Source organism: Chryseobacterium viscerum (assembly GCF_002899945.2).
Classification (GTDB): domain Bacteria; phylum Bacteroidota; class Bacteroidia; order Flavobacteriales; family Weeksellaceae; genus Chryseobacterium; species Chryseobacterium viscerum.
This window is the reverse complement of the sequence record NZ_PPEG02000004.1, coordinates 317,563-331,410: the sequence shown is the minus strand read 5'-3', so window position 1 is coordinate 331,410 and position 13,848 is coordinate 317,563. Positions and strand designations below refer to the sequence as shown.

Below are 13,848 nucleotides of genomic sequence, written 5' to 3'. Positions count from 1 at the left end.
CTTTTATTATACAAAGCATAAAGAGGTACAGAAAGATAAGATGGGGAATGGCAAAAAACTAATTTACCCGTCACGGTTGTACTCTTTCGCTTTAATTCAGCTTTCTATTAATCACCCTATCCATATAATCCTGATACCATGCTTTTGCCGTTTTCTTTCCTTGCTCTACTTCAGGGGTTTTAACCTCATTAAGAAGATTTTTTTCAAGGCTCAGATCAGATTGATTATATACTCCGATGATTTCTTTTCCGTCAAAACGGTAAATATAGTTTCCGATCATAAACTGATCTGTGCTTCCATCTGAATTGACAACGATGAAAGGATACTTTTTATCACTTACCAAACTTCTTCCCCAGCTTCTGATCGGCTTGTTATACCCTATCAGATCTGCCAGTGTAGGATATATGTCTGCCTGCTGTGCAATTTCCTGACTGACACCTTTTAGCTGATATGCAGGATTTGGAGAGTAGAAAACCAATGGAACAGCATAACGGTTCATGGCTCTTTCATATTCAGGATAATACACCTGGTTGGTGTGATCTCCGGTGAAAACAAAGATCGTATTGTTAAACCAAGGCTGTTTTTTAGCGGTTTCAAAATATTTTTTGATAGAATAATCCGTATACTGCATCGGCTCGTGTATTTCTATTTTCCCTTTTTTAAATTTCCCGTTATATTTTTCAGGTATTTTAAAAGGGTGATGCGAGGAAGCAGTAAATACAGTGGTCATGAAAGGTTGTTTCTTTCCTACATTCTTAGCAAAATACTGAAGAAACGGTTCGTCCCATATCGCCCACATCCCATCAAAATCTTCATCGTGATTGTATTCTGTCTTCCCGAAATAATGTTTAAATCCTAAGATATTACCGAATCCAAGGAATCCCATAGATCCGTTAGGCGCTCCGTGATAAAAAGAAGTATCATATCCCAGATCATTACAAACCGAAACGATAGACTGAATTTTCTGGTTGGAATAGGGAGATCCCGTAAAAGCATCGGTAAGGCTCGGAATGCCGGCCAATACACTACTCATCCCATGAATTGATTGTCTTCCGTTCGCAAAAGTATTGGGAAAAATAAGACTCTGGCCTGCCAGGCTATCCATAAACGGAGTGTAGGAAACGTAATCTTTAATATTTTTATCTTTATTAAAAGCACCGGAATATTCTCTTCCGAAAGATTCCACAATGAAAATAACAATATTAGGACGGTTTTCTATTTTTCTGTCATATACTTTATAAGGCTGTACGTTCTCTTCAATGTATTTTTCATCTACGAAATGAACTTCTTTAAAATTATTGGTATTTAAAGTCCTGAAAAAGGAAAATGTACTGTTAAGCACCATATTTCCCTGCAGAGGATTTGTTACAAAACGGGTAGCATCCACCATATTAATAGGTCTTGTACTGTGTTTAAAATCTCCTCGGATTCCTCCAACCACCAATACCGCTGTGATACACAAAGTAAGAATGGAAGTAATAAAATAAGGCAGAAGTTTCACAGGTTTCGAGTCTTCCACTTTCACCTTTTTGTAAAGGAAAACCCACAGAATCATTAAAACCACATACCAGATCAGGACAAAAGGATGCTGTCTGATAGAGATCATCAGTGTTTGAGAAACATTAGACTCGTGTTCTGCCACCTGAAATACTGCTGAAGTAAGCCTTGCCTGCGAAAATTTATAATAAATAAAATCTCCGAAATTCATGGCATAAGCAATCCCGTTGGTGATAAAATAGAGCCAGAAAAGAATTTTTTGAAAAACTTTCTTTGTATTGATGACCAAAGGCAGTAAACTCAGCAGTATAAATAATGCGTTTACATATAAAATAGCTGTGGTATCGAAAGCCGTACCATGGAAGGCGAGCTTTATATATTCTGAAACAGAGTCAACTTTAATCAGATCTTTATTAAAAACCCAGAATAAAAGTCTGGCAATCTGATAAAAAAAATAGGCCAGAAAAATCCTGTAAACTAATGCCAGAAGTTCCTGTTTTCTAAATCCTTTTAAAAATTTCATGGAGCAAATTTACATCAAAATCATATTAATGCATTTTTTAGTTCAGATTATTTTGAGTTAGAATTTTTAAAAACTGTAATTTTGTGCTTATGGATTTTATAAAGAATAATCTGGCCAATGCTTTAACGCTGGCTAACTTATTTGCAGGCTGTGTAGGTGCAATACATCTAATTTTAGGAGATTATCAGACAACGGCAATCTGCCTTGTTCTCTCTTCGATTTTCGATTTTTTTGACGGCTTTGTAGCCAGAGCAGTAAAATCAAACTCCAATCTGGGACTTCAGCTTGACTCGCTTGCGGATATGGTAAGCTTTGGATTGATTCCGGGACTTACTATGTACAAAGCACTTGAGCCATTTGGAACCGAGCTTTTGGGACTTCATTTCCCATTTGAAATCAAGTATCTCGGATTGATCGTTACCGTATTTTCCTGTCTGAGGCTTGCCATCTTTAACCTTGATGAAGAGCAGCGTTATTATTTTAAAGGATTGAATACGCCAACCAATACCGTTCTACTGTTTGGTCTCTATTATGCGTTTAAAGAAACCGGAACGTTCAGCTTTTTATTTGATAATGAACTGCTATTGATTCTACTGACTCTTCTTACGTCATGGCTGCTGATCAGCCCGATCAAGATGATGGCCATGAAATTCAAATCCAAACAGTTGAAGGACAACTATCCTAAAATAGTATTATTGGTGGGAGGCATTGCTATTCTTGCCTTATTTCAGGTAGTAGGAATCCCGATGCTTGTTATTTATTATATATTGGTGTCTCTTATTTTTCAGGGACAGTTAAAATAGATAGAAATTAAAAAATTATATGAGGCACAAATACGTATAAAGTACGTAAAAAGCTCATTGTAAATAGAACACATTTTCAAATTATTAATGATCAACATGAACTTAAAACTCCATAAACCGCTTTGTATCTTTGACTTGGAAACCACAGGAACCAACATTGGAAAAGACAAAATTGTCGAAATCTGTATTTTAAAAGTAAATCCAGATGCATCCAGAGAGAGCAAAACGTGGCGAGTAAACCCGGAAATGCTTATTCCTAAAGAAAGCAGTGAGATCCACGGAATTTATGATGAGGATGTAAAAGACGCCCCTACTTTCAGAGATATTGCTTCAAAAGTGATGGAAATGATTACCGGAAGCGACCTGGGAGGATTTAATTCCAACAGATTTGATGTCCCACTTTTGGCTGAAGAACTTTTAAGAGTAGGAATGGATTTTGATCTGAGTAAATTCAGATTAGTAGATGCACAGACTATTTTCCACAAAAAAGAACCTAGAAATTTAGGGGCTGCTTACCAGTTTTACTGTGGAAAAACATTGGAAAATGCACACTCTGCAGAAGCTGATGTAATGGCAACGTTCGAGGTTTTGGATGCTCAGGTAGGAAAATATGAGGATATTCCGAATGAAATTGCCCCATTAAGCGAGTTCACTTTTCATAACAAGAATGCGGATCTTGCCGGATTTATCGGATACAATGAAAAGATGGAAGAAGTTTTCAACTTTGGAAAATACAAAGGTCAGGGGGTGAAAACAGTATTCCAAAAAGATTTAGGATATTACGGATGGCTTCAGAATGCTGACTTTCCGTTGTACACTAAGAAAGTTTTTACAAAAATTCAACTATCAAGCAGATTTTAAAAATGTCAGATCTTGTTCGCTTTAAATTTTATGAAACTGCCCTTGAAGCTAACAGGGACAAGCAGATATTGGCTGAAAACAGTATCAATAGCTTTATTGCGAACGAACAGCTGATTCAGTCGGATTGGCTTCTTTCACAGGCTGTTGGCGGTATACAACTTCAGGTTTTTGAAGACGATCTTGAAAAAGCCCAGCAAATCCTGCAGGATTATAAAGATAATGAACAGTATTCTTTGGAAGTAGAACATACCATTGAAGATCCTCAGTTTGATTTTGTATGTCCAAAATGTGGTTCCAATCATATTTACAGGGATGACAGCGCAACCAGTTTCTTTGGGATTTCTTTTCTGACGAGTCATAAGTTCAAATGTTATTATTGCGGGAATGAATTCAGCCAATAAAGCTTACTATGATCAAAAAGATTGGAAAAATTCTCTTCATCATCGTTCTTGGCGTTCTTGTTTTCATAATAGGAAAGTTCTTACTAGTATGGGACAGTGTAGAAGTTGATCATAGCTTAAGCAAAAGGTCTCTTTTTAAAACATTTGATAAACAAAAGCAGGAAACAATTTGGGACAAAGGAGACATTAAATCCAATGATTTCAAAACAAAAATGGAAACAGATAGCTTGAGCCTGGAATATTACAAGTGTTCTATCCAGAAAAATCCAATATTAACCGTAAGACTTTATGTAGGAGACGGTTTTAGCGGTGGTGGTTTCCAAATAGATATTTTACAAAACAGATATAAAATTTCACCGTATTCTTATACAGACAACATCAAGCCTTTTGATTTTCTGGATACAGGAGAATATTATAAAGTTTTGGACAGTAAACTTATTCTGGATAAAGAATCTTATAAAGAGGGAGACAGTATCTTTGGATATACCGAACTTAAAGTTCAAAGAAGATATGGTCCTGAAAAATATACAGTAGAAGGAAAAGGATATTTTAAAGGTATAGTAAATTAATCAATAAAGTTATGAAAATCATCTGCATAGGAAGAAACTACAGTGAGCACGCAAAAGAATTAGGAAACGAAATTCCTGAGAACCCTGTTATTTTTATGAAACCGGATACAGCGGTTTTAAAAGGAAATGATTTTTACATTCCTGAATTTTCAAATGACATTCACTACGAACTGGAAGTGGTATTAAAAATTTCAAAGGGAGGGAAATATATTCAGAAAGAAACAGCGCACAAGCATTATGAAGAAATAGGTCTGGGAATAGATTTCACAGCGAGAGATCTTCAGAGTGAGCTAAAATCAAAAGGACTTCCATGGGAACTTGCCAAAGCTTTTGACGGTTCTGCTGTGGTAAGCAGTTTCTTTAAAAAAGAAAGTTTCAGTCTTGACAGTCTTCAGTTTTCATTATTGAAAAACAAAGAGAAGGTTCAAGATGGTAATACAAAAGATATGATGTTCAACTTTGATGATATCGTTGCTTTTGCTTCTCAGTATTTTACTTTAAGGGTAGGTGACCTTATTTTCACAGGAACTCCAAAAGGGGTTGGAAAAGTAGAAGAAAATGATATTTTGGAAGCTTATCTTGAAGAGGAAAAAATCCTTGATATCCGAATATTATAAGTATTTAACATCAGACTCTGACAAATTTTTCCTATCTTTAGGTAACAAAATGAAAGGTTATGATAAATATTGTATTGCCCGTAGATTTTGGGGACAAGACAGACCAATTGGTAGACGGTGCCATAAAATTTGCAAAACAGCTTAACGGCAGAATTTACCTGATCCATGTAGCGCCATCAGATATTGGCTTTGCCATTGGCGATATGGGATTTCAATATTTTCCGGAAGTGGAAGCCAACGAAATCAGAGAGGAGCTGGTGCAGCTTAATAAGATTGAGCAAAGAATCATCGCTCAGGATATCGATTGCGAGCATCTTTTAAAACAAGGACTTGCCAAAGATATTATTCTGGAACATGCAAAGGACAAAAATGCAGATTATATTGTGATGGGATCACACGGCAGAAGCGGAATTTATGATGTATTCGTGGGAAGCTTAACAAAAGGAATCACGAAAAGCTCAAGTATTCCTGTTCTTGTACTTCCAATTCACGACTAAGAAAAAGAAATTTTAATCGTTAGTAATAAAAAAACCGATCAAAGCATAATGTTTGATCGGTTTTTTACTATATAACCAATTAATTAACCTTCTTTTTTGTAGATCTTTGGATCGTAGTAAGGATTCTTACCTTCCGTTGGAGAATAATAGTCTTTATCTTTGTCACCGCCTAGTGTAACTACCAGTACATAGCACCAATAAGTAAACAATATACAGCAAACCGCAAATAGAATCCAGTTTAAAACATTACCAAATGATTCAAAGAAACCGAAAGTCCATTTGAAAACTTTACTTAAGAATAGAAAGAAAGACGTCATTATTTTCCTTTTTTAAATTAACTTTGTACAAATTTATAAAAAATGTTTAAATTACTTTCAAAAGAAAGCAATATTTTTTCAATTCCTGTTTATATTGGTTTTCTTCTTTTAGTAGTAATAATATTTAACATACTGAATTTCAACACTTATGAAGCTATTGTTGCCGGAATAACTTTTTTGGGAATTGCTTTAGGATATTTTTGTTTTCACAGTATTGCCCTTAATTATCAGACTCATCTGCCATTATTCTTATATACTTTTTTTATTTTTGGGCTGTATCCTGGAAATCTGGATATAGGAATTGCTGTTTCGCTGCTTACTAACTCTTTTCTTATCCTTCTTCTGACAAGTGCGGATGAAGATATCAGAAAGAAGTCCTATGTATTGGTAGGATCTATTGTAGCATTGAACTTTATTTTCCTTCCTACGACCTGGCCGATGGCTTTATTTGTAATCATTCACGTGATTGCTACTTCTGCCAAAATTGCATTGAATCTTTTCAGGTTCCTGCTCGGAATCGCCCTGATTACATTCAGTTATTTTTCTGTGATGTATTTCGTTCAGTTCACATCCTGGAATATTGATTATTTTCCGTTTGGAAAGATGAAACCGATCACAGATTATACCGAGATTCTGCCATTGATCCCTGTGATTCTGATGCTGATCTATGCGGTATATGACCATTTTAAAAATTATAATAAGAAAAGTCCGATAAGCAGGTATAAGTATACTTTCTTGCTGGTCTTTTCGATGGCACAGCTTATTTCCATCATCCTGTATATGAATAAAAGCTACGAATACCTGATGCTTCTGGCATTTCCTTCAAGCATTATTCTGAGCAGAATGATGAGATTTTTGCCTAAATACTGGATGAAAGAGGCCAGCTTATGGCTTATTATTATTAGTTTACTGACCTTCAAAGCAGGTACAGTTTTTGATTTATTTTAAAAAATTATGATTCAGATAGACGATAAATTGATTTCCGAAGATATTTTTTCCGAGGAATTTGTTTGCAACCTTACGAAATGTAAAGGTGCATGTTGTGTGGAGGGAGATGTAGGAGCTCCGTTGGACAAAGACGAGCTTGAAGTATTGGACAGTATTTTTGATAAAATAAAGCCTTACCTTACTCAGGAAGGAATCAAAGCCCTTGAAGAGCAGGGAACATGGACTACTGATCCGCACGACGGAATGTATGTTACTCCAATGGTGGAGGACCGCGAATGTGCTTATGTAACTTTCGATGAAAAAGGAATTACCAAATGTGGTATTGAAAAAGCGTATGAAGACGGTGCTGTAGAATGGCAAAAGCCTATCTCATGCCACCTCTACCCGATCCGTATTACAGAATATTCTTCATTTACCGCTTTGAATTATCACGAATGGAATGTATGCAGTGATGCCTGCACCCTTGGAAAAGAGCTTCAGGTTCCTGTTTATAAGTTTTTGAAGACTCCATTGAAAAGAAAGTATGGTGAAGAATTTTACAATGTTCTGAGCGAAGTCGCTGACGAATGGAAAAAAGAATTTGGTTCTTAACCGATTTACATTAAATAACAAAAACCGCAGATTTCTCTGCGGTTTTTTAATTGAAATAAGAATTTATTGTTTTGTAGCTGCACCTGCTTTAATCTCTTTTGGGCTGTTGGCTTTTTGGATGTTTTCAAACCCGTCTTCCGGCATTAATACCGCGAGACTTCTCCCTTTAGAAAGATATTTTCTGGCAACATCCTGAAGATCCTTTACCGTAAGTGCCTTTACTTTATCCGGATAGTTCAGAATATTATATTGATCACTACCATCTACCTGATTTTGGGAAATCCCCTGTAGCCAGAATCCATTGTCTTTAAGGCTTGTTTTATATTCGTTGTATTCTCCCTCTTTATATTTATCAAGGTCTTTTTGCTCAGGGCCTTTATCTATGAATTTTTGTAATTCGCCCATTGCAATTTTTGTGAGTTTATCTACATTTTCAGGACCACAAGGGAAATTAATACTAAAATCATAGGCACTGTATGGAATTTTACTGAAGCTTCCTCCTGCACCGCCGCCATAAATACCACTTTCCTCTTCTCTTAGTTTTTCAAGAACTTTAATCGTAGCAACTTCACCAAGAGCTGAAAGTGCCATAGCCTCTTTCTCATTATAAGGAGCTTCTCCGCTATACGAGATTGTTACCAGGCTCTTCGGTTCTTTTCCCTTTTTATATACCTTGGTATATCCTCCTTCCACAGGTCTGTAACCTGTATCTTTAAATGTAGATGATTTTCCAGAGGTAGGAAGTGATGCAATATACTGCAGTACTTCCTTTTTAAGCTGCCCTTCATCTATGTTTCCTACAAAATAGAAGTGGAAATTACCTGCATTGGCAAATTTCTGTTTGTAGATATCATATGCTTTTTTATAATCTGTATTCGCCCAATCTTTTTCGGTAGGTTCAAGACCGGTAAATCTCGGATTTTTCTGATTGATAAATTTGGCATATTCATTAGAAAAATAATATTCCGGATCTGAATCTACATTAGCCAGTGCTGCAGACTTCTTTGTCTTATAAGCATTGAATGCATCAGGGTTGTAATTTAAGTCTGTAAAACATGCATAGATCAACTCCATAGCCGTTTTCAGATCCTTTTTCGAACTTGTTCCGGAAACGCCTTCTGTAAGACCTCCGACATAAGAGCTTGCAGAAACCTGTTTTCCAGCAAGATAATGCGTAAGATCTGTCTTGGAAAGCCCGCCAATTCCTGCTTCCAGCAAAGCATCGAAGGCAAATCGTGTTTTATGATAATCAGCATCCGGAATAACTGATACTCCTCCCAGGCTTACTGCTGCAAAAGCAATTTCATCATCTTTAAAATCTGTTTTCTTAAAAGTAACTTGAGCTCCGTTGCTTAATGTCCAGGTTGTAGTCCCCAGCTTAGCATCTGATTCTGTTTTTGCAATTTTACCTTCAGATTTGAATGGTTTTATTAAGCTTTCAGCCTTAGTTTTTTCTTCATAAGGTTTAAGGTCAGCCATTTTCACAGCATCGAATGTATTCAGAACCATTGCCTCTGTTGGCATTTTAATATTATCTTTTTTCGGGCCTGTAATTACGATCACCCTGCTGTCATCCTTTACCAGCTTTTTGATAATTCCATTGGTTTGTTCCAGTACTACGGCTGGAAGTACTTTTTTAATATGTTCATATCCCCAGGTAATTCCAGGGATTGGATCCTGTCTTAGAAAATTACCTACATATCCGTCAATCAGATCCCCACTTTGGTTCTTATCTTTATTGTTGTAAGCCCACTCATAAGAAGAAAGCAACTGTTCTTTTGCTCTATCCAGTTCAGATTGGGTAAATCCGAATCTTTTTGCTCTTTCCACTTCTTCCAAAAGGACTTTCAGTGCATTCAGCTGATCGCCATCTTTTGTAGCAGCTGATCCCTGAAATGCTTCTTTTGTTCTTGCATAAGTTCCTCCGTGGTATACCGAACCATACGTAAAAGGAGGATTTGTTGAGTTAACCAGTTCTGCCAATCTGCTGTTCAGCATAATATTCACAAGACCTTCTACAAGGCTTTGATCGTATTGCTGGACCGTTACATCCGGTTTGTATGTTTCAGAATCTTTGATGATAAACTGTACTCCGGAGCCTGTAGCGTCCGGATCTGTCTCAATAGCAACCAGTGCTTCTTTATGATTTGGAAGGTCAAAAGATTTTCTTTCTCTAGATTTTGAAGGGTTTTTATATTTGCTGAAATTATCCTTAATCTTTTTTTCAATTTCATCCACATTGATATCTCCTACTACGATAATTGCCATCAGATCTGGTCTGTACCAGTCCTGGTGGAATTTTCTGATCACATCAGGTTTGAAGTTTTCAATGATTTCTTTTTTCCCGATTGGGAGTCTCTCTGCATACTGAGATTTGTATAAAAGTTTCGGAAGGTATTTATCCATCATTCTCTTATCTGGTCCAAGACCTAATCTCAGTTCTTCCAGTACGACTCCTCTTTCTTTATCGATCTGTTTGTCAGAAAGTGTTGCATTAAATGCCCAGTCTTCCATCACTTTCAGTCCGGCATCCAGATTTCCCGGCTTATCCAGTGGAACAGGAAGCATGTAAACTGTTTCATCAAAACCGGTAGAAGCATTAAGGTGCTGCCCGAATTTTACTCCAATAGACTGTAAAAAGTCTACTAATTTGTTATCTGGAAAGTTTTTGGTTCCGTTGAAGTTCATGTGCTCCATAAAGTGAGCCAATCCTCTTTGATTCTCGTCTTCAAGAATAGATCCGGCATTGATCGCCAGACGGAATTCTACCTTTTTCTCGGGTAAAACATTTTTTTTGATGTAGTACTTCATTCCGTTGGAAAGAGTACCTATTTTTACAGAAGGATCCACAGGGATATTCTGTCCATAGACATTTACAGACATCAGGAAGATGACTGAAAACGAAGATAATATTTTTTTCATCTGCATTATTTTTTGACCCTCCAAAAATATCAATTCTCCCTACAAGTAGGCCTTTGCCATACGGTTAAATTCAAGTTAAAAAATTTAAATATTACAAAATGAACGCGAATTGTTTATTTTATCTTATTCAAAATAATTTTTCATTAAAAACATTCGTAAATTATTTAAAATAGACTCATTAAAAATAAGCTCATTTTCTTCGTTAAGCTAAAAATGCTATTGATCTACGGTTATATTATCCTTATTCAACAAAAAAAACCGTTGTAAAAAACAACGGCTTTCTTATTTTAAGTAAAAAAAATTAATTTGCTGCTCCTGGTTTTACAATTGCGGCTTCTACTTTTTTAGCTTCATCTTTTTTAGCTTTTTCCCAGCCATCTTCTGGCATTAGTGTCGCTACGATTCTACCTTTTGTAAGGTATTTTTTAGCAACATCCTGAAGATCTTTTACTGTAAGTGCTTTTACTTTATCCTGGTAATTAAGGATATCATATTTATCACTTCCATCCAGCTGGTTTTTAGCGATGGCATTCATCCAGAACATATTGTCTTTAAGTTCTGTTTTGTTGTCATTGTATTCTCCTTCTTTGTACTTATCCAGATCTTTTTGCTCAGGACCCTTGTCAATTAGCTTCTGAAGTTCTGCAATAGCACTTTTAGTCAGCTTATCTGCATTTTCCGGACCACAAGGGAAGTTGATACCAAAACTGTAAGTACCATAAGGTATTTTGTTCATCCCTCCTCTTGCACCTCCACCGTAGATACCGCTTTCATCTTCTCTCAGTTTTTCGAGTACCTTGATGGTAGCCACTTCTCCAAGAGCAGATAATGCTAAAGCATCTTTTTCATTGTAAGGAGCTTCTCCACTGTAAGAAATAGATACCATACTCTTAGGGTCTTTTCCTTTTTTGTAGACTTTTGTATAATCTCCGGTAATTGTTCTGTATCCGGTATCTTTAAACATAGTCGCTTTTCCTGATGACGGAAGGCTTGCAATATACTGAAGGACTTCATTTTTAAATTTCGCCTCGTCAATATTTCCTACGAAATAGAACTGGAAATTTCCTGCATTGGCAAATTTCTCTTTATAGATATCATATGCCTTTTTATAATCTGTATTAGCCCAGTCTTTTTCCATTGGGAATACACCGATAAATCTAGGATTCTTCTGGTTCATGAATTTTGCATGCTCATTAGAGAAATAAGCCTGAGGATTAGACAACAGGTTATTCAGCATGGCAGATTGCTTTTCTTTGTAAGCATTAAAGGATGCCGGGTTGTAATTTAAACTTGTAAAATAAGCATACATCAATTCCAAAGCTGTTCCTAGATCCTTTTGAGTGGTTCTCCCTGAAACACCTTCAAAAAGAGAGGTTACCATAGGATTTACCCCCACCTGCTTACCGGCAAGATAGTTGGTAAGATCTGCTTTAGAAAACCCACCTACTCCTGCTTCCGTTAATGCAGCAAATGCGAACTGAGTCTTATTGTAGTCAGCATCCTGAATAAGAGAACTTCCTCCTAAACTTCTTGCTGTAAATACGATTTCATCATCTTTAAAATCTGTTTTCTTGAATGTGACTTTCGCTCCGTTGCTTAATGTCCAGGTTGTTGTTCCCAGCTTAGCATCAGTTTCCGTTTTAGCAATTTTCCCTTCAGATTTGAAAGGCTTTACTAAATTCTTGATCGTTGCCTTTTCTTCATAAGGTTTAAGATCAGCCATTTTCACAGCGTCGAATGTATTCACAACCATCGCTTCTGTAGGCATGGTTACATTATCTTTTTTAGGACCTGTGATAACAATTACCCTGCTGTCATCTTTCACCATCTTTTTGATGATTTCGTTAGTTTGTGCAAGGGTAACAGACGGCAAGAAAGATTTTGTATCTTCATATTCCCAGGCAATTCCAGGAATTGGCTCCTGCTCCAGGAAGTGTCTTACATACTCCCCTACCAGCATATCACTTTCTGTCTTATCTCTGTTGTTATAAGATCTTTCAAGATTAGAAAGAATCTGAGATTTTGCTCTGTCAAGCTCAGACTGAGTAAATCCGAATCTTTTTGCTCTTTCCACTTCTTCCAGCAAAACTTTCAATGCGCTAAGCTGATTTCCTTCTTTTACCATGGCAAATCCCTGGAAAGCTTCTTTGCTTCTTGCATAAGTTCCTCCGTGATATACAGATCCGAAAGTAAAAGGTGGGTTTGTAGAATTGATCAGTTCTCTTAATCTGTTGTTCAACATTGTCGTTGACAGATTTTCCACTAAACTCTGATTGTATTGTTGAATGGTTACATCCGGTGTATAGGCATCAGCATCTTTCATGATAAACTGCACCATAGAATTGGTCGCATCAGGGTCTGTTTCAATCGCTACCAGAGTTTCTTTATGATTTGGAAGGTCAAAAGATTTTCTCTCTCTAGGTTTTGAAGGGTTTTTATATTTGCTGAAGTTATCTTTGATCTTTTTTTCAATTTCATCCACATTGATATCTCCTACTACGATAATTGCCATCAGATCCGGTCTGTACCAATCCTGGTGGAATTTTCTGATCACATCAGGTTTGAAATTTTCCAGTACGTCTTTTTTCCCGATTGGAAGTCTGTCTGCATACTGAGATTTATATAAAAGTTTCGGAAGGTATTTATCCATCATTCTTTTGTCTGCTCCCAATCCCAGTCTCAGCTCTTCCAATACAACTCCTCTTTCTTTATTGATCTGTTCATCAGAAAGCGTTGCATTAAATGCCCAGTCTTCCATTACTTTCAAACCGGCATCCAGATTTCCCGGCTTATCCAATGGGACAGGAAGCATATAAACCGTTTCGTCAAAGCTGGTGTAAGCATTAAGGTGCTGGCCAAATTTGACTCCGATAGACTGTAAAAAGTCTACTAATTTATTATCTGGAAAGTTTTTGGTTCCATTGAAGTTCATGTGCTCCATAAAGTGAGCCAATCCTCTTTGATTTTCATCTTCAAGAATAGATCCGGCATTGATCGCCAGACGGAAATCTACTTTTTTCTCAGGCAACGTGTTTTTTTTGATATAGTACTTCATTCCGTTGGAAAGGGTACCTATTCTTACAGAAGAATCCACAGGGATATTCTGTCCAAAGGCATTAGCAGACATCAAAAAGATGACCGCAAATGAAGATAATACTTTTTTCATGTTATTTGATTTTATTTACATGCTAAAAGTATCAATTCTTCACAAGGTAAAGAAATACTGCTTAAAAATTTATAGTTAAATTTGAGTTAAAATTATTAAAACACAAAAAAAACCGGGAAATACCCGGTTTTAATAT

The 13,848-nt window shown here is 36.4% G+C and carries 12 protein-coding genes; 8 read left to right on the top strand and 4 right to left on the bottom strand.

Translation table 11 applies throughout. From position 1 onward, the window contains the following. Window positions 1-91: 91 nt before the first annotated feature. Window positions 92-2,020, bottom strand: coding sequence for an LTA synthase family protein (locus tag C1634_RS10795; protein WP_109738393.1), 1,929 nt, complete (start codon window positions 2,018-2,020; stop codon window positions 92-94). Window positions 2,021-2,109: 89 nt separating this feature from the next. Between C1634_RS10795 and C1634_RS10790 the strand changes: the two genes are divergently transcribed. The 6 genes from C1634_RS10790 to C1634_RS10765 all read left to right on the top strand — a co-directional run bounded on the left by C1634_RS10790 (window position 2,110) and on the right by C1634_RS10765 (window position 5,768). After that, entirely contained in the window at window positions 2,110-2,823 is a 714-nt protein-coding gene (locus tag C1634_RS10790) for a CDP-alcohol phosphatidyltransferase family protein (RefSeq protein WP_103233426.1), read from the top strand. Window positions 2,824-2,919: 96 nt separating this feature from the next. Next, complete coding sequence (locus tag C1634_RS10785) at window positions 2,920-3,684, top strand: 3'-5' exonuclease (RefSeq protein WP_103233427.1); 765 nt, start codon at window positions 2,920-2,922, stop codon at window positions 3,682-3,684. Window positions 3,685-3,686: 2 nt separating this feature from the next. Further along, window positions 3,687-4,085: a putative signal transducing protein gene (locus C1634_RS10780; RefSeq protein ID WP_103233428.1), complete on the top strand. Its 399-nt coding sequence runs from the start codon at window positions 3,687-3,689 to the stop codon at window positions 4,083-4,085. Between the two features lie 8 nt (window positions 4,086-4,093). Beyond that, window positions 4,094-4,654, top strand: a complete 561-nt coding sequence (locus tag C1634_RS10775; protein ID WP_103233429.1) for a hypothetical protein — start codon at window positions 4,094-4,096, stop codon at window positions 4,652-4,654. Between the two features lie 11 nt (window positions 4,655-4,665). After that, window positions 4,666-5,271 (top strand): fumarylacetoacetate hydrolase family protein, encoded by a 606-nt coding sequence (locus C1634_RS10770; protein WP_109738392.1) that lies wholly within the window; start codon window positions 4,666-4,668, stop codon window positions 5,269-5,271. A gap of 59 nt (window positions 5,272-5,330) precedes the next feature. After that, a complete protein-coding gene (locus tag C1634_RS10765; protein WP_103231796.1) occupies window positions 5,331-5,768 on the top strand; it encodes a universal stress protein in 438 nt (145 codons plus the stop codon). Window positions 5,769-5,851: 83 nt separating this feature from the next. Here the strand turns inward: C1634_RS10765 and C1634_RS10760 are convergent, their stop codons facing one another. Beyond that, window positions 5,852-6,085: a DUF6341 family protein gene (locus C1634_RS10760; protein WP_103231797.1), complete on the bottom strand. Its 234-nt coding sequence runs from the start codon at window positions 6,083-6,085 to the stop codon at window positions 5,852-5,854. 42 nt (window positions 6,086-6,127) lie between these two features. Between C1634_RS10760 and C1634_RS10755 the strand changes: the two genes are divergently transcribed. Beyond that, on the top strand, window positions 6,128-7,033 hold the full coding sequence (locus C1634_RS10755; RefSeq protein ID WP_103231798.1) for a DUF6427 family protein: 906 nt from the start codon (window positions 6,128-6,130) through the stop codon (window positions 7,031-7,033). A 6-nt stretch (window positions 7,034-7,039) separates the two neighbouring features. Beyond that, on the top strand, window positions 7,040-7,624 hold the full coding sequence (locus C1634_RS10750) for a DUF3109 family protein (RefSeq protein WP_103231799.1): 585 nt from the start codon (window positions 7,040-7,042) through the stop codon (window positions 7,622-7,624). A gap of 63 nt (window positions 7,625-7,687) precedes the next feature. On the opposite strand, the gene C1634_RS10745 is transcribed toward C1634_RS10750, so the two are convergent. Together C1634_RS10745 and C1634_RS10740 are read right to left on the bottom strand one after the other, a co-directional pair. Further along, entirely contained in the window at window positions 7,688-10,546 is a 2,859-nt protein-coding gene (locus C1634_RS10745) for a M16 family metallopeptidase (protein WP_109738454.1), read from the bottom strand. Window positions 10,547-10,847: 301 nt separating this feature from the next. Next, entirely contained in the window at window positions 10,848-13,712 is a 2,865-nt protein-coding gene (locus C1634_RS10740; RefSeq protein WP_109738391.1) for a M16 family metallopeptidase, read from the bottom strand. Window positions 13,713-13,848 lie beyond the last annotated feature (136 nt).